This is a genomic window from Paenibacillus terricola (assembly GCF_014779765.1).
GTDB lineage: Bacteria > Bacillota > Bacilli > Paenibacillales > Paenibacillaceae > Paenibacillus_T > Paenibacillus_T terricola.
In genome coordinates this window covers 400470-426959 of sequence record NZ_JACXZA010000004.1, presented here as the reverse complement: position 1 = coordinate 426959, position 26490 = coordinate 400470, and the positions used below count along the sequence as shown (strand labels likewise).

Here is a 26490-nt window from a genome sequence, read left to right as displayed (position 1 = left end):
AGGAGGCCTGCGGCTTGTTCATGTTCCTATATTACTTAAGCAATTGTTTGATTGTCTCTTCCATCTCCGCAGGCGCCGTGCTTGGCTCGAAACGGGCAACCACATTGCCTTCGCGGTCAACGACGAACTTCGTGAAGTTCCACTTCGGATCATTGTCCTCGAGAAGCTGAGGATTATGCTTCTCCAGATTCGCTTTCAGACGCTCTCCGCCTTCTGGGAAACCTTCAAAAGGCGCCGCATTCGACAAGTAGCGGAACAGCGGAACTGCCGTCTCGCCGCGCACGTCGACCTTCGCGAACAGCGGGAACGTTACACCGTAATTAAGCTTGCAGAACGACTCCACTTCATCGTTCGTACCCGGCTCCTGACCTGCAAACTGATTGCATGGGAAGCCCAGAATTTCAAGACCTTGCGACTGGTATTGCTCATACAGCGCCTGCAGTCCTTCGTATTGCGGCGTCAGACCGCACTTGCTCGCCGTATTGGCGATAATGAGCACCTTGCCTTTGAAATCCGCCAAGCTTACCGCTTCGCCCTTCACATTATCCATCGTGTATTCATATACGCTCATCTTCATTTCCTCCCCAGCCTATCGGAATTGTTAACTATATACTACTTCTTCATCCTGCCTACGATCCCTGCTTCTTAACGCTACCGCTTCTGCATCTCTTCAACGAGCTGCTGCAGCCGTTCCCGAAGCTTGCCGCCTTCTTCGAACGTAAGCCCCACTTGGCAGAATACACTCTCCGGAATATGCTCCGCACGGCTTCGAAGCGCCCTGCCCTCTTCGGTCAGCTGAACCAGCACGCTTCGTTCATCCTTCGGATCACGCACACGCGCAACAAGGCGCATCGCCTCCAGCTTCTTGAGAAGCGGCGTCAGCGTACCCGAGTCGAGCAGCAGATGCTCGCCGAGCTGCTTCACGCTAACGTTATCCTGCTCCCATAGAACGAGCAGCGTAACGTACTGCGTATAGGTCAAACCGAGCTCATCGAGAAACGGCCGATACAGCTTCGTCATCTCACGCGAGCAGGCGTACAGCGCGAAGCACAGCTGATGCTCCAGCTTAAGCTGCACCGGGTAATCTTCTGCCACGGTCATGCTCTCCTTCCTGCCATCCCAAACTAGATGCCTCACAATTAAATTGCATGCAATTAATATGAGCTAAAGATACCACTATGCCAACATGAAGTCAAATGTGATTCGTTCCCATTATTCACAAGCGCCAAAAGTATGATTCCAGCCTGCCCCAACTATGATACAATGCAGACAGCATGTCACGATGGATCATGCGAATGACCGATGGAACAAAAACACGTGATCAAGACTGGCATCATATTGTCATGAACAGGGGGAAGCGTGATCGATGGGATTCGGAACTTTAGCACACACATTCGGCTGCAAGCCACTCGCTGAGCTGGCGGAGGAAGCGGGACGCTCAGGCATTGACTTCGTTCAGCTTGCACTCGCCAAAGCTATTGCGGATATCGATACCGCAACGGGCAACTTAAGCCCTGGACTTGCCAATCATATCGGCGAACAGTTTGACAAGAACGGCGTACGCATTGGCGTACTCGGCTGTTACATCAATCCAATTGAACCAGATACGGCGCTGCGGCGCGCCGATATTGCCCGCTTCAAGGAGCATATTCGTTTTGCACGCGATTTCGGCACGTCGATCGTTGCAACGGAGACGGGCCGGCCAGACATTTGGCGCCATCAAGCCGGTGACCGTTATCCAGAGGTTGCATGGTCGGTGCTTCGCGATACCGTATCGGAGCTAGCAGAGGAAGCTGAGCGGTGGGGCGTTACGATCGGACTCGAGCCGGTAGCCGTTCATACCCTTGCTTCACCCGAGCTCATGGTGCGGCTGTTGGAGGAAGTGCCATCTTCGACGCTGGGCGTCGTATTGGATCCATGCAATCTATTCTCCGCCTCGATGGAGCTGTTCGAACAATGCGCATCGATAGTCGACTCGGCCTTCGAGCTGCTTGGGGATCGCATCGTTCTTGCTCACTTGAAGGATCTCGACGTCAGTCCGGAAGGATCGATCTCGGAGACGATCATCGGACAAGGCGCTTATGACATCGCCAGCTTCATTCAGCGGATGCACGCGCGCAAGCCATTCATCGATATGTCGATCGAAGCGCTGAAGCCCGAGACAGTCGCGGAGGCACTTGCTTATGCCCGTGCGGCAGCGATCGGCGCTGTTACGGTCTAACGCACTTATACAACAAAAGGCAGTATGCTCACGCTTGGCGCGAGAGCATACTGCCTTTTTCTTACTAAGTCGAAGCCGTTGTCGATGATGCCCCGTTCTTCAACAGCTGCCGGAAACGCAGCATCATAGCTAACCGCCATGGAACAAGCATGCCGAATGCCAAGAGGAAGAACAACGCCCCCGTCTGCATAACGCTCACATGTCTCTCAACGACATCATGCAGCGCAATTCGAACGATGAACAGCCCAATGATGATATAGATGAACATACGTGACCGGCGCAGATAAATCTGCTCCCCGATCCGTTCGAAATGCGAAGTCGCGATAAGCGGCGGAGCGAACAGCAGCACGCCAGCTGCCAGCGCGTACAGCGCCCATAACAGCGGCACATGGGTATCAGGTACGACAAACATAAGGAAGCCTGTCGACATACCGAGCGGCGGAATGATGATTTTGCGCAAATTGGTCGGTTTATTCGACGCCTTCATTCGAACTGTAATGATTGCTGCGCCTGCAATGATCGAGATGGCCAGCGATCCATATTGAAGCCATTGTGCTGATGAGAGCATTGCCTTTCCTCCTAGTGCCTTCAAGCTGGTGCACGATTGAACACGAACACTTTCATCGTACTTGAAAAGCTCGCGCATCGCAAGCGAAGAGCATCGTCCCTCGAATGATTTCGGCGTGATTAACCGCCTTATTTGCGACCCTACCAAAAAGGCCATCCAGCATAGGCTGAACGACCTTCTTTAACTACCATTATTTGAAGTAAGTAACGAGCTCGTCGATCATTTTATTAGCGGAGATGATACCGCCTGACGTATTCCAGATCGCGTCGTCCACTTGATGCACGTTGTTGTTCTGTGCGACGGACAGGTTCTTCCACAGCGGATCGTTCATCCACTCGTCGGCAACCTTCTGCGTCGTATCGGAACCATCTGGATTGTACATGAAGTAGAACAGAATATCGCCGTCCATATCCGGAATGCGGTCCTTATTCACGTCATCCGCGAAGCCATCCTTCGATTGTGCTTCTGGACGTGCGAACCCGAGCTTATCGAGGAGCATACCCGAGAACGTCTCATTGTAGTAGATGCGAGTCTTGTCAGGCATGAAGCGTACGATCGATACTTTCTGCTGCAGCTTGTCGCCGAGCGCAGTCTTCGCATCCGCAATTTTCTGATCGAAATCAGCCAAGAGCTTGTCGCCTTCTGCTTTCTTATTCAGCGCTTCCGCATACAGCTTGAAGTTCGTTTGCCATTCGCCGCGCAGCGTCTCCGACATCACCGTTGGCGCAATCGCACTCAGTTGGTCGTACACTTTCTCTTGGCGCATTTTATTGCCGATAATGAGGTCCGGCTTGAGGCTGGCGATCAACTCAATGTTAGGCTGCGATTCGCCGCCCAGCTCTTGAACGCCTTCCATCTGGTCTTTAATATGTGGATACCATGGGTCGCCTTCAAACGATTTAACAGCGCCAACCGGTTTCACGCCCATTGCGAGCAGTGCCTCCGTGCCTTCGTTCGTCAGTACGACGACACGCTGCGGCGTGCCCGTCAGCTTCGTCGTGCCCATCGCATGTGTAATCGTACGCTCATCCTGCGATGCGGTGCTCGTCTCGCCAGTTGCCGTATCGCTATTCGATTTGCTGTCATCCTTCGATCCGCAGCCCGTCGCTACAATCGCGAATACGAGCAGCAGCGCGAACATGCCAAGCCAAGTTTTTCTCATGCTTTTCATTCCACTCAACCATCCTTTACTCTCTCTGTTGATCTAGTAAGTACCTGACAAGTGACTATTATGTTTGACTGAAAATGATTATCAACTCCAGCCCCTAGTATCGTAGTACGGTTGTTGATCGATGTCAATGAAAAGTTGAAAATGATTCTCAGAATCATTGACGCTCCACTGAACAAAGCCTACAATTGAACAATATGCAGCTAGCTAGAATCGACAATTTTCCACGTAGGAGCTATTACGCAATGAACCATTATCTGAAAAGCAGCGGACAGAAGACGATCTTTCTTATATTCAGTCTCATTGTCATGCTCTTGATTGCAGTCGGTAGTGTATTGTTCAGCGGCAGCCATACATTCACGCCATTCCAAGTCGTTGATGCTTACCGTCACTTTGACGGTTCCAATACCGACCTGATTATCCGCAATGTGCAAGTTCCGCGTATGGCGATTGCCGCTATTGTTGGCGCAAGCCTTGCGATTGCAGGCGCCTTCATGCAAGCGATGACACGTAACCCGCTTGCTTCGCCTTCGGTCATGGGGATCAATTCAGGCGCTGCGCTTGCCGTTGTCGTCGCCTTATCGATTGCGGGAAGCGTGTTCTCGAACACCTCCCTCATTCTTATTGCATTCGCCGGGGCAGCCGTTACGGCAGCCGTCGTATTCACTCTTGGCGCAGTGGGCAAAACCAACGGCGAGACGCCTATCCGCGTCACATTGGCCGGATCTGCCGTTGCCGCTTTCGCTTCTGCCTGGACAACGGGCATTCTGCTCAAACAGAACAAGATGCTCGACGATATTTTGCTCTGGATCGTTGGCTCTGTTTCCGGACGAGATCTGAACCATCTGGCAGCTGTATTGCCTTATACGATCGTAGGCATTGTCGGGGCGCTGCTGATCACGAAGTCCGTTAACGTGCTCAGCATGGGGGAAGAAACAGCCCGCAACCTTGGATTGAAGATCGGTCTGGTACGCGTTATTCTTACAGCAATCATCGTCCTGCTCGCTGGCTCTTCCGTAGCCATCGCTGGTCCAATCGCGTTCGTTGGCGTCATCATTCCGCATATCAGCCGTTTCCTAGTCGGGCATGACTATCGCTGGATTATCCCGTATTCAATCGTGCTCGGCGCGACGCTGCTGATGGCAGCCGACACAGTCAGCCGATTCATCTTGCAGCCAGAGGAGCTGCCTGTCGGCGTGGCTACCGCATTGATCGGCGTTCCGTTCTTCATCTATGTGGCCAGAAGGAGAAGCTATGCGCAATCTTAAATTCACATCGATTCTGCTCATCCTTATAGTCGCGCTAGCGGCAGCTGTTGCGGTATGTGTCGCGATCGGCAGCACCTATATCCCGATCGGCACCGCGGCGAAGACACTCATTGGATTAGGCGATGAGGCCTCGTCGCTCATTATTATCAAATTACGGCTGCCGCGCGTGCTTATGGCGGTATTGGTCGGCGCATCGCTCGCCGCCGCAGGCGCTATTCTGCAGGCACTCGTCCGTAACCCGCTCGCTTCGCCTGACTTGGTCGGCATATCCGGCGGCGCAACCGTAGCATCCGTCCTGTTCCTGACATTCGCCGCCGGTCACCTGAGCATTCAATGGATTCCGCTGTTCGCGATTCTGGGCGCATTCATCACAGCGGCGATCAATTATGCCGCGGCATGGCGACGGGGAATCTCGCCGCTGCGGTTCGTCCTCATCGGCATCGCGCTAGCGACAGCGATGGGGGCATTGACAACATTCGCGCTCAAGATCGGTCCGCCTTATATGGCTTCGCAAGCGCTCGGCTGGATGACGGGCACCTTGTACGGCACCGCCTGGAAACATGTATGGGCGCTGCTGCCTTGGGCCGCCGTGCTGCTCTTCGCCGCAATCTATCTGTCGCGTTACTTGAATGTGCTGGAGCTTGGCGACGAGCTTGCGGTTGGCATCGGTACGCCCGTACAACGCATACGGCTGTTCATGCTCGTTCTAAGCGTCGGTCTGACTGGCGCAGCGGTTGGCATGTCAGGCGGCATCGGCTTTATTGGCCTGATGGCACCCCATATCGCACGCCGACTCGTCGGTCCCAAGTACGGCAGGCTCATCCCGACGGCAGCGCTCGTCGGTGCGCTGCTGCTGCTGGCCGCCGACCTCGCCGGACGCACATTGCTGCTGCCGAGCGATATTCCAGCCGGCGTCTTCACAGCCGCGATCGGCGCGCCATTCTTCCTCTACTTGCTGCTGTCTAAGCGCAAGGGAGCACAAAGTTAGGTTGATAGGGGTATATAAAAGGCGATCGCTTACCGGTTGGAACCGGATAGCGATCGCCTTTTGTACTATTATAAGCTGTTAGCCGTTCTTCTGCTCTTCAATCAACTCGAACAAGTTCTCCAACAGCACGAACGTTTGCTCATAAGTCAAAATGCCTTTTGGCGTGAACTGATTGCTGCCGGTGCCCTTCATGATGGACAACGTCGTTGCACGATAGACGCTGGTACGCGCCCAAGCCGCAATCCTGCTGTCGTCAGCGAAGCGAAGCCCCATATCTGCCGGCTCGTCTTTGTCGATTCCGATAGTCTGCTTCGCTTGCTTGTATAGATTCAACATCAATGAGGCAGCCTGCTCGCGCGTAATCGTCGTCTTCGGCGAGAACGTCTGCGCTCCCATTCCTTGAATAATGCCGTTGCGATTCGCCCATGTAATGCGCCAATCGTCCGTATCTTTAAACGGCGAGTTGCCGAAACCTACGTCCTCGGTGTACAGATATTGGCTTGCAGCCGTCTCCAGCATCTGAATAGCAAGCACCGTGAAATCGTAACGCGAGATCGGCTGCTGATACGAATGGTCATGCGTCTTGTCTATGAGTCCGTTACCTTTGGCTTTCCCATAGTCTTTCAGCGCCCATTTGCTCACCTGCTCGGCGGCTGCTTTATCCGTCACAACAATGTTGACCCGGTTCTGCCTGCCGGTATAGCTATCGACCGATACCCATGTCGTTCCGGCGGCCACGCCCTTGATTTCTCCTGCGCTGTTGATAGCTGCAATCTTCGAATTGCCGCTTACATACGCTGTGCCATCGGTCCGCTCTCCCGCCCGAACGCCAAGCTGCAGCGTTTCGCCTTTGCGCAGCTGGATCGTATAACGAGCTACAGGTGATGACAGCATGTTGAAAAACTTAGTCTGGAACTGCAGTTGAGCTGCTTGCCCGCTTGTATCGTATAAGCCGCTGATAGCGACTTTGAACGTATCATTGTCACCGAATGCGCCTATCCCTTCAGGACGGAAAATGACAGCAAACGGGATCCCATACTCGCTCGTCTCGACATTGAAATAATGACCGGAGACGTCCTTATCGTTCGAATCAAATTGCCATGTGCGTCCATCGCGCTCGCGAGTGAGCTTCACTTGAATGTCGCTGGTCCGTGAATTGTCATATTTGTCAGCGTTGAGGGATACCGACCAGGCATCGCGAACCGCGAACAGCTCCTGCGGGAACCACCCTGCCGATGGCCAAGACACATAGTCATAGCTCACCTCAGCCGGGTCCCGATCCGTATTAAATGCGTACATCGTACCGTATGGATACGCAGTCCCTTTCGCGTCCGGCGCAGAATAGACCATGCCGAACATCGTCTTCCTCATAAGCGGATTAAGAATCCACCGACGATGGCCGACTCGATCAATGTTGGACTCGTCGCTATCGGACATATAGCCAAGCACATGGTTGTAGAAGGTTAGGCTTCCTTTGATCAAATTACTGCCTCCTGCCCCTACATTGCCAAGGTCGAACATGGACTGTTCCATTCCCGCTGGCTTCTTCTGCGTATGCGACAAGACGCGGTTGACTGCACTGAGCAGCGCCGCTGTCTGCTCCTGCTGTTCGAGCGACCAGTCCGCCTCCAGATCGTCCGGCAGCCCTGCCAGATAACGAACGAAATTGGCGGCATTAAGGCCATCTTCAATAAATGTTTGCTTAATGGATCCGATTGCATAAGGGGCAGCAAGCTGAGGGACTGTCTCGTAAATGTTGCCCTCGTTCATATAGTTCCCATCGGTTCCGAGCGGACGATAATGGAGCCACTGGTCTACAATGGCCTTCTTCGTTCGGTCTGCAACAACCTTCTGAACATTAACCTGTGCAGCGTGTACCTCCGACACTGCCGCAGTCCATGTAACGAATAACAGGACGATTGCAAGCGACAGCCTCCAAGGCTTAGTACGACTAGAATTCATAATCAGAGAACACCCTTTCATCTTCTGTTGCAGGGATACACAATACTACACGCATTGTCCTCGAGTGGTACATTACGAGTGACTACGACGAAATTATTGTAAAATATATCTATTTATCCAAATAGAAACATAGTCTCACAAAACAATTGCCCTTGCAATAATATAACCAATATCAACTTATCTCTAAGCTGTTTCTTCCAACAAAATGAAAGTTTTCCTTAACGCATAAAAATCCAATCTCCCCTATCCAATGTGCGCTGCAAAATAAAGAAACCTTGTCCGAGGACGGCAGTCGCCGTCCTCGGACAAGGTTGTTGCTTCTTACTGTTTCATGATGAAACGCAACTTGAAGCCTATGATGCTTATTGATTATTGATCAGTTCTGCCTGCTGCAGCAAATTGCGTACCGCAGTTGCCGCCTCTGCATACGTGAAGACGCCGCGTGGATCGATCGTCGTTGCGGTCCGGCCGGAGAACACGCCTGCTTCAACGGTCTGCTCCACTTCTTTATAAGCCCAAGCCGCGACCTTATTCAGATCTTTGTAGCCCGCCAGTTTATCCGTCTTCGATGCGGCCAATCCGATTAGGTTCATCGCCCGAGCGTACATGACCATCGCTTCTTGTCTGGTAATCAAGGCATCCGGTCGGAACGTACCGTCAGGATAACCCGTAATGATGCCATATGCCGTAGCTATTGAAATGGCGTCAGCCCGGGAATCGGATTTCAATACATCCGAATACAAACCGTTCTTCGCAACACCTGTGCGGTAAAGGCCGAGCGCCTTCGTAATATATTCCGCAAAGTCTCCTCTCGTGATCGAAGCGTCAGGAACGAATTGTTCCGGCTTCTTCACGATCAGCCTCGATGCCATATCATTGACAGCCGCCTTCGACCAGTGTTTCGCTGCCGAAGCAACCTCTATCGGGTTCCAAATGACGGAGTAGATCGAGTTAGTCAGCGAATTCAGCTTCGCATACCACATGCTGTCCTCTTCGTACACAACCGTTGGAATATGCGATAAAGTGCCGTCCGCATTGTAGACAATCCCCGTCGTAATTTTGTTCCCATCGATGCCTGCCGGCAGCTGCATAATACGGGACACATATTGGGTAAATTCATTGATGCTGACCTCGCTCACCACGCCCGAAGCCGAAGTCGTTCTGGCAACGATCTCGAATTCAACTGGCGGCAGCAGCAGCTCGTACCCTTGCGTCTTAGCCTTTTCATTAATCTGTGCGGCAATCGACGGGGCTGTATCAATCAATCGAATTTCCACCTCGATACTCCGCAGCGACGAAGTCGGAACGCCAAGCTTTGCCGCTACAGCACTGATGCCGATTTGTTCAGCCGGAATGACATATTTCACATCGCCAGCATTAATCGTGATTGGCCGACTCATTCCCTGCCGCATCCTCGGACGGCACGCCCATTTCCTTTACCAATACTCCATTAATATAGAGCCTATGGGACATCCAAATATTTTGCACCTTGATCGCCAGCTTCTCCTCTGACGAAGGCAGCAGCACCGTCAAGCGATAGGTTGCGTTGCCTTTGCGGGGCTGCCCGTTCATCTTCTCCAGCCACCTGGTGCCTGGCACACGAGCAAGGCCAGGTGCCGCCGACAAGGGCGTCAGTTCCTCGGGCGTCAATAGTTTCCCGCTGTAAAACTGCCATTCCCCGTTCAGCAGCGCAATCCCGTCCCGCTCGAACGACCAACCTGTCAGATCCAGCTTCCCTTGAACCGCCGCCGGCGACTTCGAAGCCGGCAGCGTATATTCCATCGCGACGATCATCGCGACGATCGCTCCCAGTGTGATCAGAAAACTCAACAGCAGCTTAAGATTTAACTTCCTCACCGAATCAACACCCTTGTCCCTCTTAACCTCTTCTCTCTATTGTAACGTGCGGTCTCGCAAAAATCTCTCAATGCAAGGCAAGGGTTCTTGAACGGCAATAGAGAAGCCCCCGATACGCTGCTAACGTATCAGGGGCTTCCTGTATCGTATATTCGAACGACTAATTCATCAACTTCTTGGCATTCGCTCGTCGAGATCAATGCCTAACGCTGCAGCAATCTGCATACCAAGCTGTGCATCAGCACGGTAGAAGCTGCCTGCCGCACGATGCTGCGTCTCCTGCGACGCCTGCTGCAGGTCGTTGATCAGATTGCGCACAAGCCAATCGCGCTCGCAATCGGGCAGCGCACGAACACGTTCACCTGCTTGCGCGAAGTCGTCTATGCCTTGTTCGGTAAGAAAAGTTTCCTCCGCTGCCTCAATGCCCGGAACAAGTGCATCATTCGAGAAAACAGCTTTCTCCACCTCGCCAAAATAGTTGATCGGATTCTGATGAAGCGTCATCGTACCGACACGAATGAACGGGAATAAATTCTCCGGCCATATCTTCGTCGGATCCATCGGATCAAATGACAGCGTGGCGGCTGCCTCAGGCGCCATAAGCTGCACATGCAGTTCCCACTGCGGATGCTCCCCATTCTCGATCGCAGCATATAAATCGCGCGTCGCGTGGCTGTAGTCGGACGCTTGCACAGCTGCCATTTCATCTGGGGTGAAACAGACGACGCCCTGCTTCGACTTCCATGCATATCGGACATAGACCTCGGTGCCTTCCGCGTTGACCCATTTAAGCGGCTCTGCACTGTACCCGTTCATCTGCCGATAGCTTGCTGGCGTGCCGTCATTGGCGAACAGCCAGGTCAGCATATGCGTCGATTCCGGCAGATGCGACAACTGCTCCCAATACTGCGCAGGGCTCTGCTCATTCGTATCCGGCGACGGTCGCATCGCTTGTTCTAGTTCCTTGAATTTCGCCGCCTCACGGACGAAGGAGACAGGGATATGACTGCCAACAATATCATGCTGCCCCTCTTGCGTTAGCAGCTTCACCGCGTAGCATCTCGGATCACGGACAGCCTCAGGCGATCCCTTGCCGTGAAAGACGGTTGAGAACCTTACAAGCACAGGAGTTTCCTGCCCTGCCGTTTGCAGAAAATGAGCCTTCGTATAAGCGGCCATCGAATGCTCCGTCACGAATATGCCCCGTGCGCCCGCTCCTCGCGCATGCATGACACGTTGAACGCGCTGACTGCCAGCGGACGGCGCATAGTTTGCTATCAATCGCTCACTCATCCTCTATATAACCCCTCTCCCTCTCCATGCAAGTGTCGGATTAGCAAAGTTATGAATAAGCTGCTCCGGTCCACTCTATGGGATTAGCTATAGATTTAGACTTAATCTAAGTCATATATATGAGGATAGGCCGCACCTTCATGCGATGCGATCATGAAGCTGCGTTAAATGTAGGATGAGTGGCGGTGAAAGCGATCAAAGTTTAGACGTACGTTGCGCTCTGCGTCACCGAGAACGAAGCGGTCGGACGCTCATCTGCCAGGCGGTACCCAACACCGCGGACCGTCGCCACATACTTCGGAAACAGTGCATTATCGCTCAGTTTCTTGCGAAGCGTCTTCACGTGCACATCAACTGTGTTGCTGCTGCCGAATAGACCGCAGCCCCATATTTTCTCCGTAATGACCTCGCGAGACAACACGCTTCCTCCTGCTTGAATGAGCACGAGCAGCAAATCGTATTCCGTACGCGTCAGCCTCAGCTCGCGGCCATCCCGGTACACTGCCATACGTCCCGTGTCGATCATCAAATCTTTGAATGTGCGGAGCGTCGCAATCGCCGTACTCTCCGCGCTTCGCACAATGCGGCGCGCATGCAGCAGCGCTTCGCTTGGGCTGCCTGGCCATACGAGCAGCTCCTCCGACGATCCTGCTGACACACAGCTCGCAAGCGTCGCTTCGGATACGAGAAACAGCGTACGCGCTATCCCTTCACTAACTGCGAATCGTTCTACTGAAGCAATTGCTGATGCCGTTGCTTTGTCCTCAGCAGACATATCGTATATCATCATATCCGGGGCAAGTTTCTCGATAAGCGCCCGCTCCGGGCATTGATGCGTCATGAATACGTCGAATCCATCTCCCATGAGCAGTGCTGCTGTTTCTTGTACACTATGTGCATAACGGCTTACAATCATAATACGGCGTGGCTTTGCGGAAACACCTACTTCGACGGACTGTTCTGTACGGAACAACTTGAACACACTCCTTCCAGCACCACGGATGCGTGATGCAGCTCATAGTTTGTTTCTTGCGCGGCTTTGCCAAGCCACTCGGCAGGCAGTTCTATCGTAACTTCGTCAACACGTCCGCAGCGGGTGCAGACGACATGATGATGATCTTCCATTTTTGCGTCGTAACGTGATGCCGCTTCGCCAAGCTTCAGTTCCTTGACGAGTCCTACCTCCGTCAAATAACGGAGCGAGTTATATACAGTGCCATATGCAAATACGTTGCCTTGTGCGCGAAGCCGATCCATAACATCGGCTGCCGTCGGGTGGTCATGGGCATGCTGGAGAACTTCCAGCACCGCCTTACGCTGCATCGTCAAGTTCAATTTCATAGTAATTCATCCTTTACCGACTTGCTTTGAAATCCCTTGTTTAGAATTATTATAAATTTAGAATTAGTTCAAGTCAATCCGATTCAGAGGGTGAGGAACATTTACCATGCTGCTTCATCGTAACGAAATTTTGTTCCGCCAAGGGGAGGCCGGACCGCTGTATCGACTGCACAGCGGACTGCTGAAGATCGTCCGCGTCCAAGAGGATGGCCGTCAGCTCGTCTTGAATTTCATCGTGCCCGGCGAGGTGATCCCTCATCATTCGCTAATTTCACCGAAAGTCTACCACGGGACCGCCATTGCGCTCATGACAAGCGAGATCGAGCTTATTCCCGCAGCAGAATGGTACGCAAAGGTCACAACGGATACAGAGGCCGCACTCGAAACCGCACGCCTGCTGCAAAGCCGGCTCCGCATGATGCAGGAGCGGATTGACCAGCTTGCGCTGCAGAGCCCAGCTGAGAAGCTTGAGGCGTTCCGAAGCTGGATTGCCCGTTACCTGCCGCCCAATACGAAGCTGACCGACCTGCTCACGCAGGAAGAAATCGGCCAGTTCATCGCGCTGCGTCGCGAGACGGTCAATCGCCTGCTGCGCGAATCACATTAATCGGGCAAACCCGACACGGAAATTAACCACATTTCTGTTCCTTAGGCTGTCCGAATATTCCACGCAACAAACAAGGGTGCCTCACGGTTGTTCTCCGCAAGACACCCTTATCATCAACCAACTCTACGAATCTTAAGCTTACAGCGTTCCAGCAGGACCGAAGAACTCGTAACGAATGCAGTCATCTGCTACACCGTTAGCCTTCAGCGACTGTACCATCGCACGCATGAACGGCACTGGTCCGCAAATATAGTAAACGGCATCTTTCGGAGCCTCTTCTGCCAGATAAGCTGCATCAATGCGACCTTCACGATCGAATGCGCCTGCCGCACGATCCGCTTCGGTTGGCTGCTCATAGACGAAGCGCACCTTCGCGCCGGCGCCAATTCGACCAGCTGCTGCGAGCACTTCCTCGCGCAGTGCATGAACATTGCCATTCAACGCGGAATGAAGGAACGTTACCGACCGCTCGCCTTGTCCTTTATCCGCTTCCGCTGCAAGTGTATCCAGCATGCTCACCATCGGCGTAAGGCCGACACCGCCGCTCAGCAGAACTACAGGACGCGTATCCTGCTGATCAAGCACGAACTCGCCTGCTGGTGCAGACAACTCCAGCACATCGCCCGCTTTTACCGTCTCGTGCAGGTAATTGGATACCGCGCCATCCGGATGATCTGAAGTGCCATCCTCGCGTTTAACGGAAATCCGGTAGTATGGCTTGCCTGGTTCGCATGACAAGCTGTATTGGCGAAGCATCGTATTCTTCGCACCAGGGATATTGACCTTCACCGTTACATACTGACCCGGTTTGAAAGTAGAGATAGCCCCGCCATCCTCTGGCACCAGGTAGAACGAAGTGATGACATCCGACTCTGGCTGTTTGCGGTCAACGGTGAACCGTCTGAAGTCCTTCCAGCCGCCTTCTGCTCCTTCTGCTTCGGCATACATCTCTGCTTCAATGCTGATGAATGCATCGGCAATCACGCCGTATGCTTCGCCCCATGCTGCAATAATCTCAGGTGTTGCCGCATCGCCGAGCACCTCTTTAATGGCTGCCAGCAGATTCTCGCCGACAATCGGGTAGTGCTCTGGTTTGATGCCTAAGCTTCTATGCTTCTGTGCAATAAGTCGAACGGCCGGAATAATGGCTCCCAAATTATCAATATGAGCTGCTGCTGCGTAAACGGCGTTCGCCAGTGCCTGCTGCTGCCGTCCTTGCTTCTGATTCGCATGATTGAATATATTGAGAAGTTCTGGATTGCGAGCAAACATTCTAGTGTAAAAGTGCTTCGTTATTTCAAGACCATGCTCGGCCAGCACCGGTACAGTGGATTTAATAATGGATACGGTTTGTGCATTTAGCATTTCGAATCTCTCCTTCGAAAGTGACTTTTCTCATAACCTATATGAAGTATACCCCTCTATCCCGGTATTCAGTTGTGACTGCAATCACATCGATCATGAACATCCCGTGACAAAGAAATTTCCGTAAGGAAGCACGCAACAAAACGCATGTATGCAACGTCAAGATAAATGAATACAAAAAGAGCGAAAAACCGCTTCTTACTACATAGCGAATGCTTCTGAAGCATGTATTCTGCTTGCAAGGAAGTGTTACTAGAGATGATGCATACAAACTTAGGAGGTACTTGATGATGAAAACGCCATTCCGCATGATTACACTCGCAGCTGTAGGCTCCTGCCTGATCGCAGTCTCCGCCCCTCTCGCTTCCGCTGAGACGGTAACAGCCGTTCCAATCTCCGCACCTGTCTATGACACAGCTATTCCAATCTCTGCGCCAGTTGAAGCCGTTCCGATCTCTGCACCGATCTCGACGGAGAATGCACAGTCGGTTACGGTCACGACGAAGCTGATCGAGGAGAAGACGGAGCTGATCAACGCAAAGCTGTCTATCCCGGTCATCAGCGGCCTGCAGGACACTGCATATGCAGCGAAGTTGAACAGCGAGATCGAGAAGAAAGCGACGGACACGATCGACGAGCTGAAGAAGCTGGCAGAGGAAGATAAGCAGTTCGCTGCAGAGAACGACTATGAGTTCCGTCCTTATGAAATGATCGTTGAATACGAAGTGAAAGCAGACGGCGGCCAAGATGCAAACGGCGTATTCTCCATGACGACGTCGACTTATACGTACACGGGCGGCGCGCATGGCGGTACATTTGAGGCGGGCTACAACGTATTGAATGGGACTGAGGCTGTTGCAATTACGCTCGAGCAGGCGCTCGGCGCAGGCGGGCTTGGCAAAGCTGATAAAGCGGTTCGGTATGCGATCCAACAGGATCCCGATCGTTTCTTCCCAGACGTGCTCGACACGTTCACTGGCGTGAAGGAGGATCAACAATTCTATATCGAGAGAGGCATCGTGCAGCTCGTATTCCAGCAGTATGATCTGGCGCCTTATGCCGGCGGCATTATTATCATCCCTGTTACAGAAGAAGCGGCAGCAGGTCCAACGGTCACCATCGAAGCAGGCCGATTGGCAGCAGGCCCTAACGGCACGAAGCTTGTTCCGCTGCGCCAAACAGCCGAAGCACTTGGCTTCAAAGTGACTTGGAGCAACAAGACGCATAGTGCAGAAGTCGTGCGCGGCGCCCAATGGACGCAAGTTACGGTCGGCAAAAACAGCTACTCGTTCAATCGCGTTGCACCATTCGAGCTCGGTGCTGCACCAAGCCTTATCAAAGGCTCGGTTTATGTACCGCTTGAATTCTTCGATCAGGTGCTGAAGCTCAACGTGTCGACAGTGAAAGATACGGTTCATATTACGGGTTAATCATCTTAGATCATCAAATACTTCCTCATACCAAATAAGACCGTTCTCCCTATGCTTCTGACTGCAGGAGGAACGGTCTTATTGATCTTCTAATGCTTTCTTCGTCTGCTCAGCAATCCGCATGAACGTCTTGAACGCCTTCGGCGATAAATCCCGTTTGGCTCGCAGAATAAACTGCACCTCGGGCTCATACAGCGCACTTTCTTCCTTCACTAGTCCAGCATGCGGCGCGAAGCCTGCCAGCATAAGCAATTCATTGGAGTCAGCGCCTTCCAGCGCCTGACCAAGCGCAATGATCGTATCGCGGGAAGGAGAGAAACGCCCCTTCTCAATTGAGCTGATGAACGAATAGCTGATGCCTGATTTCTCAGCCAGATCGCGCAGTGACAAATTGTTCGTTAATCGAAGCAGGCGAATCGTATGGCCAAGCTTCTCCTTGTCCATAAACTCGCTTTGTTGGTTCTCCATGTTTACGATCACCCAACAATATCTTACCTGTTTTGTATTTCTAAACACAATCCGTCCCACAAAACATGTGTGCCACCCCGAAACTTTGTGTTGTCATTCAACACATTTTACTGTATATTATTATTATGGCAAAATTGGGAAGTTGATATTATATTATTACATAATCCTTTTTCGGCGGTGATTAATTTGACAGTTCGGGAACTTGTAATTGGTAATCGCATTTCTTACATTCGCAAGAATCGAGGTATTACACAGAAGCAGCTGGCCGATGCGCTCGGTATTGACCGTGCTTCACTGTCACAGATTGAGACAGGGCGATACTCGCCGCGAGCGGAGACGATCCGCAAGCTGTCCGACTTCTTCCAGCTTCCAATCGGCGACCTGTTCTACAATCCGTCGCTTCCTGACGACCGCGATCGGCTCGCTCCTGCTGCACAGCAGTAAGCAGTATCGCCCACTCCGTCACCTAATCTTAAGACAAGCAAGAAGCCGTCCGAACGAGCCTGTATAGGCACATTCGAACGGCTTCTTTGAGTTATTGCCCCGAATTAATGAGCAACCATATTGTAATTCATGATCCAGATAGAGCCTACTACGACGAGGAACAGAATCAGTATCGCGAATAACAATGCCGAGATGTTCCACTTCGCGTTCTCGCCTTCCTTCAGATGCATGAAGAACCAGAGCTGAACAGCGAATTGCAAGACAGCCATGATGAGAATCAAGACGATCGTACCCGTCTTGCCCATCATATCATTCATAACGACGACGAGCGGAATGATTGTCAGGACGATCGACAGGATGAAGCCGATGACGTAAGACTTCAGCGAGCCATGTCCGCCTTCATGCCCTGCATCATGTCCACCGTGACCATGTGTAGGTTGACCCATCTTACATCACCCCCATCAAGTAAACAACCGTCAGAACGAAGATCCACACAACGTCGAGGAAGTGCCAGTACAGGCTCAATACTTCGACTTTACGCTTCGTCACTTTGGTAATGCCGCGTTTGCGAAGCTGCAGCATGAGGCCAATCATCCAGACTAGACCGATGGATACGTGCAAGCCGTGAGTACCAACTAGCGTGAAGAATCCGGACAGGAAGCCGCTTGTTGCAATCGTAGCACCTTCATGTACCATGTCGATGAACTCGGTAACCTCAAGCGTAATAAACGCTGCGCCAAGCAAGAACGTAACAGCAAGCCAGCCGATCAGCTGATTGCGTTTGCCCGCATGCATCGCGAGCACTGCGAGCCCGCTCGTGAACGAGCTCGTCAGCAGGATGAACGTTTCAGCGATAACCCCAGGCATTTTGAACAATTCATCTGCCGTTGGTCCGCCTGCCGTATTATTGCGCAGTACAACATATACCGCGAACAAACATCCGAAGATAATAACGTCTGTCATCAGGAATATCCAGAAGCCAAACGATTTAAGCGAATCTAAATCATGATGAACATGTTCATGTCCATGCTCTTCATTATGATGATGTGCCACAGATTTCGCCATTAGGTCGTCGCTCCTTTCAATGCAGCAGCAGCCTCTTCCGTACGTTTAATTTCATCTACAGGGATGTAGTAGTCATCATCGTACGTGAACGAGCGCGCTATCATGCAGGCAGCTACGCCGATAAATGACGGAATTGCCATCCAGAGCCAATCCCATACGAGACCGAAACCTAATCCGAACCAGAAGATCGACATAATGAACGGAATCGCAGAGTTCTTAGGCATATGAATCGGTTCGAGCGCCGGTTTCGGCGGCAGCTTCTCGCCACGAGCGAGCTTCTGCTTCGTCTCCCACCAATCGTCTACATCTTTAACCTGCGGATCTGTTGCAAAGTTATACAATGGCGCTGGCGATGGAATCGACCATTCAAGCGTACGGCCATCCCAGAAGTCGCCCGTCGTATCGCGTTTGTGGAACTTGATGCTGTGTGCGATCTGCCATACTTGGAACAGGAAGCCTACGCCCATCAGGAAGCCGCCGACCGTCGAGATCATGTTCAGCGGGCCCCAGCCCATATCGAAGTCGTACGTGTACAAGCGGCGTGTCATGCCGTCCAAGCCCAGGAAGTACTGCGGCATGAAGCAGACATAGAAGCCGATGTTCCAGAACCAGAACGCCCATTTGCCAAGGCGCTCGTTAAGCGCAAAGCCGAACATCTTAGGCCACCAGTAGTACAGGCCTGCGAAGTAACCGAATGCTACACCGCCGATAAGCACTTGGTGGAAGTGAGCGATCAGGAAGTAACTGTTATGGAACTGGAAGTCAGCAGGTGCAACGGCGAGCATAACGCCCGTCATACCACCGACGATGAAGCACGGGATGAACGCAATCGTCCACAGCATCGGTGTAGTGAACCGAATGCGGCCGCGGAACATCGTGAACAGCCAGTTGAATATTTTGACGCCGGTCGGTATTGCGATAATCATCGTTGAAACGGCGAAGAACGCATTGACGTCCGCGCCCGAACCCATCGTGAAGAAGTGGTGGGCCCATGTGAAGAACGACATAACCGCGATGCTGATCATTGCGAACACCATCGAGCTGTAGCCGAACAATTTCTTGCGCGAGAAGGTTGCCACGACCTCGGAGAATATACCGAACGCCGGAACGACGACGATGTATACTTCGGGGTGACCCCACATCCAGATCATATTGATATACATCATTGGGTTGCCGCCCGCATCAAGCGTGAAGAAGTGAGCGCCAAGGAAACGGTCCAAGAACAGCAGCGCCATCGTCACCGTCAGAATTGGGAAAGCGAACAGAATCATCAAGCAGCTGGACAATACCGACCATGTGAACATCGGCATCTTCATCAGCTTCATGCCAGGCGCACGCATCTTCAGGATCGTTACGACGAAGTTAATGCCTGTCGCCAGCGAGCCGATACCGGAGATCTGAATGCCCCAAATGTAGAAGTTTTGACCAACGCCCGGGTTGTGCGCGAGCTCCGATAGCGGTGGATACGCGAGCCAACCTGCATCCGGCGAACCGCCGATGATGAAGGAAACGTTGAACAGCATCGCACCGAAGAAGAACAGCCAGAAGCTAAGGGCGTTCAGGAACGGATACGCGACGTCGCGCGCACCGATTTGCAGCGGCACGGCAATATTGAACAAACCAAACATAAGTGGCATCGCCATGAACAAGATCATGATAACGCCGTGTGTCGTGAATATCTGATTATAGTGCTCTGCATGCAAGAACTCTGAATCTGGCATAGCAAGTTGCAGACGCATCAGCAATGCGTCGACGCCACCCCTGAACAGCATCAGAATCGATGCGATGATGTACATGATGCCGACCCTTTTGTGATCGACTGTCGTCAGCCATTCGCGCCACAGCCATCCCCACTTTTTGAATACCGTGAGGACGAATACTATTGCAATCATGGCCAGCGCTATGCTTACCTGTGCGCCCAAGATCATCGGGTCGCCAGTTACGAAGAAATCTGAGAAGCTCTCTAAGTTCCCCCACATAGCTGCTGCCTCCTCTCAATTCGTCTAATTAGTTTAGTAGCTCTTGGTTCTATTCACCGTGATGGTGAGCAGGTTTATCAACGACATATTTGTTCACGATCTTATTGAACAGGCCTTCCGGGAACGAATTGAACGACTGTACTGGCGATGATGCCGGCTCAGCCAGCTTCTCATAACCTTCTAGCGTCAGTGCGTCAGGAACTGCCTTAATCTTATCAACCCATTGGTTGAACTCTTCATCGCTTGTAGCCGTTACTTCAAAGCGCATGTCTGCAAAATGCTCACCGCTGAAGTTTGCGCCCGATCCGTAATACACGCCCGGCTCATCGGCCTGCAGGTTCAGCTTCATGCTCATACCCGACATCGTGTAGATCTGTCCGCCAAGCTGCGGAATCCAGAACGAGTTCATCGGTGCGTCACTCGTCAGATGGAACTCAATCGGACGATCCTCTGGAATGTAGAGGTAGTTAACCGTCGCAATGTCCTGCTCAGGGTAAGTGAACAGCCATTTCCAGTCGAGCGATGTCGCTTCAATAACAAGCGGCTTTTTGTCCGAATCCAGTGGCTTCGACGGCTCTAGTGCATACGTGTATTTGACCGTAAACACACCAATAATGCCGATAATGATGATTGGGATCCCCCACCAGATCGTTTCGGCAAGCGCACTATGCGACCAAGTCGGCATGTACTTCGCTTTGTTGTCTTTCGTATCGCGGTAGCGCCATACGATCCAAGCAGTCAGCAGGATAACCGGCACCATGATAATGGCGCACAGTATCGTTACGATGTAGATCAGGTCGCGTTGATCAGCACCTACCGGCCCCTTAGGGTCGAGTACCATCATGTTCGTGCTGCAGCCCGATAGCATGACCATCATCAACATGATTAGCAGCGGAGCTGCGTACTTGGTTAGTTTTCTCCGCATGGTAGTTTTCATCTCCCTCATCCGCCCGAACGCCTCCGTTCGAGAGGTCTTATCCGAGTTGTTCTTTTCCGTAAATCCAACATAACAGAACGTCATCGGTTTTAAACCCCAGTTTGCAAATACGTCAATCTTTATTCTCTTTTCTGTAAAACAATTTTCACCACTTAGACACGACATAGGGCGATCCTGCCATTGACCACGTAATTTACGCATTGTTGCACCATTGTACCTGTTAATTTGCACTTAAAAACGGGAATTCAACCAAGGCAAATAAGTCGATGTTTGAATGGCTTGTCACAATTATATGTACACATATATATGCACACATTAAAAGTGCACATAAAAAATCCCCTCCGGCCCGCCGGAAGGGATGTCTTCTTAAATAGAAGATTTAAGTTTGATCATTGTCTGATTGCTGCTGCGCCCGACGTTCGTTAACGAGGTGGATCGCAGTCTTAATCACATAAATATGAACGCTGCCAACTAAGAAACCGATACCGATCATCAGCTGCCAGTTGCGATCGTTGAATGGACGAAGATACATAAGGCACATTACAACACCGATCGTCAGCGCTGCCCATGCCGCAACCGTCATTAGCCATACAAGCGGTCTAAAACCGCGCTCCGTCGATAATACGCTTGTCGATGATGTCTTTGTCGTCATGGTCAAAACGCTCCCTCATATCGTTGTAAGTGTTTCCATGTCCATAGTATATCACAAACGATCGAAGAATGTTCATATTTTGTTCAAAAAATGATCAACTTTTGTTCAAACAATGCTCAATGACCAGACACATTTGCGCATTGTTCTGTCACAACTCTCTATAGTATGGCTTTTAGAACTCGAAATATGATTGCGCGTTATCGTAACAAATGCCGCGAACGATCGTGCCAAGAAGCTCGTCATCGTCTGGCGCTTCTCCATTTTCGACCCATTCACCAATCAAATCGCACAGAATGCGGCGGAAGTATTCATGCCGCGTATACGACAGGAAGCTGCGCGAGTCGGTCAGCATGCCGACGAATCGGCTGAGCAGACCAAAGTTCGCCAGTGCCTTCATTTGCTCGATCATGCCGTCCTTCGTATCGTTGAACCACCATGCGGAGCCGAATTGGATTTTGCCAGGCGTGCCGCCGCCTTGGAAGCTGCCCATAATCGTACCGATCGCATGATAGTCGTTAGGGTTAAGCGAGTACAGAATCGTCTTCGGCAGCTTGTCGTCAGCGTCAAGAGCGCCGAGAATGCGTGCCAGCGGATAAGCAACCGGGCTGTCGTTAATGGAATCGTAGCCGGTGTCTGGTCCAAGCTTCGCAAACATGCGGCTGTTGTTGTTGCGGGCTGCATTGATGTGGAACTGCATGGCCCAGCCATACTCAGCATAGCGGCGGCAAATATGAAGCAGCGTGAACGTTTTGTACTTCGCTTCCGTCTCAGCGTTAGCTTGCTCACCGCGGAGCGCTGCTGCGAATGCAGCTGCTGCCTCTTCGTGCGTTCCATCCGCGTACATCATAACGTCGATAGCCAGATCCGCTACGCGGCAGCCCGTTTCGTCGAAGAATGCGATACGATCGTCGAGCGCGCTGAGCAATTGTTCGTACGTGGTGATTGGCTTGCCGTTCACAGCGGCCAGCTTGTCGATCCAAGCGCTGAAGCCTTCACGATTGAGCTCAAGCGCCTTATCTGGACGGAACGACGGCAGCACCTTCACATCTTGGAAATCCGCATCTTGCTTCAGTTTCACATGGTATTCAAGCGTATCCGTTGGATCATCCGTCGTGCAAACAACGCGAACGTTCGACTTGCGGATCAGATCGCGAGCGCTGAAGCCCTCGCCATCAAGCTGCGCTTGCACCCGATCCCAGATCGAACGGGCATTGCGTTCATTGATCAGATCGTAGATGCCGAAGAAGCGTTGAAGCTCGAGATGCGACCAATGATAGAGCGGATTGCCGATCGTCATCGGTACCGTACGCGCGTATGCGAGGAAACGGTCATAATCATCCGCAGGACCCGTGACCAGATGCTCGGGTTCACCATTAGCGCGCATTGCGCGCCATTTGTAATGATCGCCATACAGCCAAGCTTCCGTCAGATTGCGGAATCTTTTGTTCTCATAAATTTCTTGCGGGCTCAAGTGGCAGTGGTAGTCGATAATCGGCATATCCTTCGCGTACTGTTCATACAGTTTGATTGCTGTAGGCGTGCGAAGCAAAAACTGTTCATTCATGAAAGGCTTCATTCGAGGAAAACACCCTTCCTTCATTAGAAATTATAGTGAGAATGACATCTTGCCATCGTGTAATTCCAACTCCATGTATGCGCATTCAGAATTGGAACGATTGCTGCTTCATCCCTATCCTACTCTAACTGTTTCTGACATTCAATCGATTTTTAACAACGTTGTTATCTATTATTAAAGAAATGTCTTCTAGCCGCGCTGGAACGCGATCGGATACACTAGGAGAGACCATGTACAAGCAATGAATACAGGAGGTTTCACACGAATGAGCACGAGCAAATGGGCAGGCAAGAAGGCGCTATTCCTTGGCGACAGCATCACCGAAGGCGTTGGGACAACGAAGACCTATCACGCCATGCTGAACGAGATGATCGGCTTCGGCGATCTGAAGCACTACGGCATTAGCGGCACACGTATCGCTAGTCAGCCCGATGATGGCGGAAGCGCGATGTCCGTCCGTTATGCAGGGATGGATGATGATGCGGATCTCGTCGTTGTGTTCGGCGGGACGAATGATTTCGGTCACGGAACAGCGCCGATCGGCACAACCGAAGATTTCACGACTGGCACTTTTCTTGGTGCGCTGAATGTTCTGATGACGGGTTTGATTGAACAATATCCTGCAGCCTCTATCTGCTTCCTGACGCCGCTGCACCGAGACTTCTATGATGGCTATGTCGAGTTGAATCCCGAGACCGGCCTGACGCTCGAGCTGTTCGCTGAGCATCTGAAGGAACGGGCGCGTTATTACGCGCTGCCCGTGCTCGACCTATACGCAATGAGCGGCATGCAGCCGAAGCTGCAAGTCATTAAAGATCGCTACATGCCGGATGGCCTCCATCCCAATGATGCTGGTCATCAGTTGATGGCACAACGAATTGCGCCGTTCTTGGAGACTTTATAAGACTTGCATGCGGTATTGCGGCACAAGCAGCCGATTCTCTTAGCGAGATTCGGCTGTTTGCGTTTTTCCGCCCGGTAAGACAGCAGGTTTCTCTGCAAGCTGCAGCGGAATGGTTGCTTCGAACGTTGTACCCTGGCCTTGCACGCTGCTCGCCGTTATGGTGCCGCCATGTTGGCGTACAATCGTAGCAGCAATCGACAATCCCAGGCCGCTGCCCCCTTTGGAGCTGGTGCGGGCTTTATCTGCTTTGTAGAACCGCTCGAATACGTGCGGCAGATCCTCTTCCGCGATGCCAATCCCCGTATCGGCTATTATCACTCGCGCTTGCTGCTGCTCCTTCGTCAATTGGATACGGATCGTGCCGTCCTCAGGCGTAAATTTGATCGCGTTATGCAGCAAATTCGTCCAGACCTGTCGCAGCGCATCCTCATCACCAGTCACCGTAACTTGTTCGAGCTCAATATCAAGCTCAATCCGCTTGCCGAGCCATTGCGGCTCGAGCGCAAGCGCCGTTCTCTTCAACTGCATATCAAGCGCAAATTCGTGAGGCTCAACCAGTTCTCGCTGCGCTTCGAGCATTGTCAGCTTAAGCAGGCTATCGCTCAGCTTCGATAAACGCATGCTCTCCGCCTCGATCCGCTCCAAATAATCGAGCCGCGTTTCCCTCGACAGCGTTTCATTATGAAGCGCCTGCGCGAACCCCGTTATCGAAGTTAGGGGCGATTGCAGCTCATGCGACACATCCGATATAAACCGCTGGCGCGTCTGCTCCAATTGCTGCAGCTCGGTGGCCATGTCGCTAAGACCTTCGACAATGACCTCCATATCGCCCATCCGCTTCACCTTCGGCAGATCAACGGAGAAGTCCCCCGTGGCCATCCGCTTCATTGCGTCGAGCATCGTCTTCAATAACTTCATTTGACTCCGCCAAGGGGTAGCGAAGAAGGCCATCAACGCAATCGAGAGTACAAACAAGATTTGGGGAGAAACCGCATAATAGAAATGATCATACCAAGCAGCCAGCGGCTTATTGATCGCTAACCGATAGTTAGCGCCATCGCTGCCTTGAACCGTCGCAATTAAGGCTGCATCGCGTGTTGTGAACGGATTGTTCCAGCGGTATTGGTACCACTCCCCTGAACTCGCTTCGGATAGTTGTTCCTGAATACGGCTCCTGCCATCCCCATATATACGCCATTGTTCATCGCTCGCCTGAATCGCGATGGTTGCATTCAACTGGCGAGCGTTCAATGCGATCAGCTGCGCCTGTGAAGCCGATTCCGACTCTGCATTCGCAGCCTCCAGCATCTGGACGGCATGATGCAGATCTTCTAGCAGTTCATCATGCATTTCGTCATGGCGCAGTCCATCGCCGACATAGGACACGATCGAGTACATAGCAGACCAGAAGATGACGACCACGATCGTCATCCCGAAGAAAGCCCCGACGATCTTCATGCGCATATTGCTATAAAATCGATCGTATGCACTTACACCCGGTTTGATCTTCGGCTTCTTGACTCTCATGATTCCGTTCCTGCCTCCATCCGATAGCCAAGCCCGCGAACCGTTGCGATGCGGAAGCCCGCTTCCGCTTCCGGGAACCGCTCGCGCAGTCGGTTCACATGAACATCGAGCGTTCGCTCGTTCCCGTCGAAGTCAACGCCCCAGATCGCTTCGATGAGCTGTTCGCGAAGCAGCGTCTGACCTGGATAGCTCGCCAGCTTGAACAGCAGCTCGAATTCCTTGGGCGGCAGCGAAATGTTCGCATCCTTCATCGTCGTCTCGAACGTCCGTCGGTTCAACGTTACCATGCCGATCTGCACCGTGGAGGAAGCCGCAATCCGATACCGCTTCAACAGCGCCTTCACCCGTGCAACGAGCTCCTCCGGTATGAACGGCTTCACTACGTAATCATCGGTCCCAAGATCAAAGCCTTTTATTTTCTGGGTTGTCTCTCCCATCGCAGTTAACATAAGCAGCGGCATATCGGGATAGAACTCACGCAGCTCCTTGCACAACTTCCACCCATCCATCTCGGGCATCATCAAATCTAGAATCACGAGGTCCGCCTTGAAAGACTCCAGCTTGCGCAGCGCGTCCAAGCCGTTCTCTGCCTCTTCCACCGTATAGCCTGCTTCACTCATAAAATGTCCGACTAGCTTCCGGATCGACGCGTCGTCATCGACTACTAATAGGTTAACCATAGCACTCACGTTCCCTCTCTTCATCCACATGCACGGCAGCGCCGCTCTCTGTTCGATTTTACGATAACAAGTTAAATGGAATGTAAACAATTGTAGCGAGGAAGCTCAAAAATGTGTAGAGACAGAACCATTAATTAAACTATGTTCTCTTTGCTGGCGCATTATATGATGGCCGACAAAAAAGACCAAC

27 protein-coding genes are annotated in these 26490 nt (G+C 52.1%); 7 read left to right on the top strand and 20 right to left on the bottom strand.

Translation table 11 applies throughout. The annotated features are described in order from the left end of the window. Positions 1-31 precede the first annotated feature (31 nt). Entirely contained in the window at positions 32-571 is a 540-nt protein-coding gene (locus H8B09_RS18100; protein ID WP_191204947.1) for a glutathione peroxidase, read from the bottom strand. 80 nt (positions 572-651) lie between these two features. Next, positions 652-1101 (bottom strand): MarR family winged helix-turn-helix transcriptional regulator, encoded by a 450-nt coding sequence (locus tag H8B09_RS18095; protein WP_191204946.1) that lies wholly within the window; start codon positions 1099-1101, stop codon positions 652-654. 265 nt (positions 1102-1366) lie between these two features. Here H8B09_RS18095 and H8B09_RS18090 point away from each other — a divergent pair, with 265 nt between their 5' ends. Next, positions 1367-2221 (top strand): sugar phosphate isomerase/epimerase family protein, encoded by an 855-nt coding sequence (locus H8B09_RS18090; protein ID WP_191204945.1) that lies wholly within the window; start codon positions 1367-1369, stop codon positions 2219-2221. 64 nt (positions 2222-2285) lie between these two features. Here H8B09_RS18090 and H8B09_RS18085 read toward each other — a convergent pair whose 3' ends face one another. Continuing rightward, positions 2286-2789 (bottom strand): CcdC family protein, encoded by a 504-nt coding sequence (locus H8B09_RS18085; RefSeq protein ID WP_191204944.1) that lies wholly within the window; start codon positions 2787-2789, stop codon positions 2286-2288. Between the two features lie 190 nt (positions 2790-2979). Beyond that, positions 2980-3960, bottom strand: a complete 981-nt coding sequence (locus H8B09_RS18080) for an ABC transporter substrate-binding protein (protein ID WP_191204943.1) — start codon at positions 3958-3960, stop codon at positions 2980-2982. Positions 3961-4202: 242 nt separating this feature from the next. Between H8B09_RS18080 and H8B09_RS18075 the strand changes: the two genes are divergently transcribed. Both H8B09_RS18075 and H8B09_RS18070 read left to right on the top strand, forming a co-directional pair. Next, positions 4203-5225, top strand: coding sequence for a FecCD family ABC transporter permease (locus H8B09_RS18075; RefSeq protein ID WP_191204942.1), 1023 nt, complete (start codon positions 4203-4205; stop codon positions 5223-5225). Further along, positions 5212-6213 carry a FecCD family ABC transporter permease gene (locus tag H8B09_RS18070; RefSeq protein ID WP_191204941.1) on the top strand — a complete coding sequence of 334 codons (1002 nt, stop codon included), beginning with the start codon at positions 5212-5214 and terminating at the stop codon, positions 6211-6213. Before H8B09_RS18075 ends, H8B09_RS18070 begins: the two co-directional genes overlap by 14 nt. A gap of 78 nt (positions 6214-6291) precedes the next feature. Here H8B09_RS18070 and H8B09_RS18065 read toward each other — a convergent pair whose 3' ends face one another. From H8B09_RS18065 to H8B09_RS18040, 6 genes are all read right to left on the bottom strand, one after another. Next, positions 6292-8175 (bottom strand): S-layer homology domain-containing protein, encoded by a 1884-nt coding sequence (locus H8B09_RS18065; protein WP_191204940.1) that lies wholly within the window; start codon positions 8173-8175, stop codon positions 6292-6294. A gap of 362 nt (positions 8176-8537) precedes the next feature. Further along, positions 8538-9575: an S-layer homology domain-containing protein gene (locus tag H8B09_RS18060; RefSeq protein ID WP_191204939.1), complete on the bottom strand. Its 1038-nt coding sequence runs from the start codon at positions 9573-9575 to the stop codon at positions 8538-8540. Continuing rightward, entirely contained in the window at positions 9553-10032 is a 480-nt protein-coding gene (locus tag H8B09_RS18055; protein ID WP_191204938.1) for a hypothetical protein, read from the bottom strand. The genes H8B09_RS18060 and H8B09_RS18055 overlap by 23 nt, the downstream gene beginning before the upstream one ends. A 168-nt stretch (positions 10033-10200) precedes the next feature. Then, on the bottom strand, positions 10201-11325 hold the full coding sequence (locus H8B09_RS18050) for a catalase (RefSeq protein WP_191204937.1): 1125 nt from the start codon (positions 11323-11325) through the stop codon (positions 10201-10203). A gap of 202 nt (positions 11326-11527) precedes the next feature. Next, positions 11528-12298, bottom strand: a complete 771-nt coding sequence (locus H8B09_RS18045; RefSeq protein ID WP_191204936.1) for a response regulator transcription factor — start codon at positions 12296-12298, stop codon at positions 11528-11530. Further along, positions 12268-12666 (bottom strand): Fur family transcriptional regulator, encoded by a 399-nt coding sequence (locus tag H8B09_RS18040; protein ID WP_191204935.1) that lies wholly within the window; start codon positions 12664-12666, stop codon positions 12268-12270. Before H8B09_RS18040 ends, H8B09_RS18045 begins: the two co-directional genes overlap by 31 nt. Positions 12667-12772: 106 nt before the next feature. On the opposite strand from H8B09_RS18040, the gene H8B09_RS18035 reads away from it, so the two are divergent. Beyond that, on the top strand, positions 12773-13273 hold the full coding sequence (locus H8B09_RS18035; protein ID WP_191204934.1) for a Crp/Fnr family transcriptional regulator: 501 nt from the start codon (positions 12773-12775) through the stop codon (positions 13271-13273). Positions 13274-13411: 138 nt separating this feature from the next. Here H8B09_RS18035 and hmpA read toward each other — a convergent pair whose 3' ends face one another. Beyond that, positions 13412-14638: an NO-inducible flavohemoprotein gene (gene hmpA / locus H8B09_RS18030; RefSeq protein ID WP_191204933.1), complete on the bottom strand. Its 1227-nt coding sequence runs from the start codon at positions 14636-14638 to the stop codon at positions 13412-13414. A 287-nt stretch (positions 14639-14925) separates the two neighbouring features. Here hmpA and H8B09_RS18025 point away from each other — a divergent pair, with 287 nt between their 5' ends. Next, positions 14926-16068, top strand: a complete 1143-nt coding sequence (locus H8B09_RS18025; RefSeq protein ID WP_224753720.1) for a PdaC/SigV domain-containing protein — start codon at positions 14926-14928, stop codon at positions 16066-16068. 78 nt (positions 16069-16146) lie between these two features. Here H8B09_RS18025 and H8B09_RS18020 read toward each other — a convergent pair whose 3' ends face one another. Beyond that, the gene (locus H8B09_RS18020; protein ID WP_191204932.1) at positions 16147-16536 is read right to left on the bottom strand and encodes a helix-turn-helix domain-containing protein; all 390 of its coding nucleotides are present in this window, start codon (positions 16534-16536) and stop codon (positions 16147-16149) included. Positions 16537-16722: 186 nt separating this feature from the next. Here H8B09_RS18020 and H8B09_RS18015 point away from each other — a divergent pair, with 186 nt between their 5' ends. Then, the gene (locus tag H8B09_RS18015) at positions 16723-16980 is read left to right on the top strand and encodes a helix-turn-helix transcriptional regulator (protein ID WP_191204931.1); all 258 of its coding nucleotides are present in this window, start codon (positions 16723-16725) and stop codon (positions 16978-16980) included. A gap of 104 nt (positions 16981-17084) precedes the next feature. On the opposite strand, the gene cyoD is transcribed toward H8B09_RS18015, so the two are convergent. The 6 genes from cyoD to uxaC all read right to left on the bottom strand — a co-directional run bounded on the left by cyoD (position 17085) and on the right by uxaC (position 23213). Further along, positions 17085-17426 (bottom strand): cytochrome o ubiquinol oxidase subunit IV, encoded by a 342-nt coding sequence (cyoD, locus tag H8B09_RS18010; protein ID WP_191204930.1) that lies wholly within the window; start codon positions 17424-17426, stop codon positions 17085-17087. Position 17427: 1 nt separating this feature from the next. Beyond that, entirely contained in the window at positions 17428-18045 is a 618-nt protein-coding gene (cyoC, locus tag H8B09_RS18005; protein WP_191204929.1) for a cytochrome o ubiquinol oxidase subunit III, read from the bottom strand. Continuing rightward, complete coding sequence (locus H8B09_RS18000) at positions 18045-20024, bottom strand: cbb3-type cytochrome c oxidase subunit I (RefSeq protein ID WP_191204928.1); 1980 nt, start codon at positions 20022-20024, stop codon at positions 18045-18047. Before H8B09_RS18000 ends, cyoC begins: the two co-directional genes overlap by 1 nt. A gap of 49 nt (positions 20025-20073) precedes the next feature. Continuing rightward, the gene (gene cyoA / locus H8B09_RS17995; RefSeq protein ID WP_191205166.1) at positions 20074-20949 is read right to left on the bottom strand and encodes a ubiquinol oxidase subunit II; all 876 of its coding nucleotides are present in this window, start codon (positions 20947-20949) and stop codon (positions 20074-20076) included. A gap of 391 nt (positions 20950-21340) precedes the next feature. Then, a complete protein-coding gene (locus tag H8B09_RS17990) occupies positions 21341-21613 on the bottom strand; it encodes a hypothetical protein (RefSeq protein WP_191204927.1) in 273 nt (90 codons plus the stop codon). A gap of 172 nt (positions 21614-21785) precedes the next feature. Next, positions 21786-23213, bottom strand: coding sequence for a glucuronate isomerase (gene uxaC / locus H8B09_RS17985; protein WP_224753719.1), 1428 nt, complete (start codon positions 23211-23213; stop codon positions 21786-21788). 241 nt (positions 23214-23454) lie between these two features. Here uxaC and H8B09_RS17980 point away from each other — a divergent pair, with 241 nt between their 5' ends. Then, positions 23455-24093, top strand: coding sequence for an SGNH/GDSL hydrolase family protein (locus H8B09_RS17980; RefSeq protein ID WP_191204925.1), 639 nt, complete (start codon positions 23455-23457; stop codon positions 24091-24093). A 39-nt stretch (positions 24094-24132) separates the two neighbouring features. Here H8B09_RS17980 and H8B09_RS17975 read toward each other — a convergent pair whose 3' ends face one another. Together H8B09_RS17975 and H8B09_RS17970 are read right to left on the bottom strand one after the other, a co-directional pair. Continuing rightward, the gene (locus H8B09_RS17975; RefSeq protein WP_191204924.1) at positions 24133-25620 is read right to left on the bottom strand and encodes a sensor histidine kinase; all 1488 of its coding nucleotides are present in this window, start codon (positions 25618-25620) and stop codon (positions 24133-24135) included. Then, positions 25617-26300: a response regulator transcription factor gene (locus tag H8B09_RS17970; protein WP_191204923.1), complete on the bottom strand. Its 684-nt coding sequence runs from the start codon at positions 26298-26300 to the stop codon at positions 25617-25619. The genes H8B09_RS17975 and H8B09_RS17970 overlap by 4 nt, the downstream gene beginning before the upstream one ends. Between the last annotated feature and the right edge of the window lie 190 nt (positions 26301-26490).

Coding starts and splice junctions, on each gene's coding strand:
- H8B09_RS18100 (WP_191204947.1), bottom strand. CDS start 571: ATGAGCGTATATGAATACACGATGGATAATGTGAAGGGCGAAGCGGTA.
- H8B09_RS18095 (WP_191204946.1), bottom strand. CDS start 1,101: ATGACCGTGGCAGAAGATTACCCGGTGCAGCTTAAGCTGGAGCATCAG.
- H8B09_RS18090 (WP_191204945.1), top strand. CDS start 1,367: ATGGGATTCGGAACTTTAGCACACACATTCGGCTGCAAGCCACTCGCT.
- H8B09_RS18085 (WP_191204944.1), bottom strand. CDS start 2,789: ATGCTCTCATCAGCACAATGGCTTCAATATGGATCGCTGGCCATCTCG.
- H8B09_RS18080 (WP_191204943.1), bottom strand. CDS start 3,960: ATGAAAAGCATGAGAAAAACTTGGCTTGGCATGTTCGCGCTGCTGCTC.
- H8B09_RS18075 (WP_191204942.1), top strand. CDS start 4,203: ATGAACCATTATCTGAAAAGCAGCGGACAGAAGACGATCTTTCTTATA.
- H8B09_RS18070 (WP_191204941.1), top strand. CDS start 5,212: ATGCGCAATCTTAAATTCACATCGATTCTGCTCATCCTTATAGTCGCG.
- H8B09_RS18065 (WP_191204940.1), bottom strand. CDS start 8,175: ATGAATTCTAGTCGTACTAAGCCTTGGAGGCTGTCGCTTGCAATCGTC.
- H8B09_RS18060 (WP_191204939.1), bottom strand. CDS start 9,575: ATGAGTCGGCCAATCACGATTAATGCTGGCGATGTGAAATATGTCATT.
- H8B09_RS18050 (WP_191204937.1), bottom strand. CDS start 11,325: ATGAGTGAGCGATTGATAGCAAACTATGCGCCGTCCGCTGGCAGTCAG.
- H8B09_RS18040 (WP_191204935.1), bottom strand. CDS start 12,666: ATGAAATTGAACTTGACGATGCAGCGTAAGGCGGTGCTGGAAGTTCTC.
- H8B09_RS18035 (WP_191204934.1), top strand. CDS start 12,773: ATGCTGCTTCATCGTAACGAAATTTTGTTCCGCCAAGGGGAGGCCGGA.
- hmpA (WP_191204933.1), bottom strand. CDS start 14,638: ATGCTAAATGCACAAACCGTATCCATTATTAAATCCACTGTACCGGTG.
- H8B09_RS18025 (WP_224753720.1), top strand. CDS start 14,926: ATGATGAAAACGCCATTCCGCATGATTACACTCGCAGCTGTAGGCTCC.
- H8B09_RS18020 (WP_191204932.1), bottom strand. CDS start 16,536: ATGGAGAACCAACAAAGCGAGTTTATGGACAAGGAGAAGCTTGGCCAT.
- cyoD (WP_191204930.1), bottom strand. CDS start 17,426: ATGGGTCAACCTACACATGGTCACGGTGGACATGATGCAGGGCATGAA.
- cyoC (WP_191204929.1), bottom strand. CDS start 18,045: ATGGCGAAATCTGTGGCACATCATCATAATGAAGAGCATGGACATGAA.
- H8B09_RS18000 (WP_191204928.1), bottom strand. CDS start 20,024: ATGTGGGGGAACTTAGAGAGCTTCTCAGATTTCTTCGTAACTGGCGAC.
- cyoA (WP_191205166.1), bottom strand. CDS start 20,949: ATGCGGAGAAAACTAACCAAGTACGCAGCTCCGCTGCTAATCATGTTG.
- H8B09_RS17990 (WP_191204927.1), bottom strand. CDS start 21,613: ATGACGACAAAGACATCATCGACAAGCGTATTATCGACGGAGCGCGGT.
- uxaC (WP_224753719.1), bottom strand. CDS start 23,213: ATGAAGGAAGGGTGTTTTCCTCGAATGAAGCCTTTCATGAATGAACAG.
- H8B09_RS17980 (WP_191204925.1), top strand. CDS start 23,455: ATGAGCACGAGCAAATGGGCAGGCAAGAAGGCGCTATTCCTTGGCGAC.
- H8B09_RS17975 (WP_191204924.1), bottom strand. CDS start 25,620: ATGAGAGTCAAGAAGCCGAAGATCAAACCGGGTGTAAGTGCATACGAT.
- H8B09_RS17970 (WP_191204923.1), bottom strand. CDS start 26,300: ATGGTTAACCTATTAGTAGTCGATGACGACGCGTCGATCCGGAAGCTA.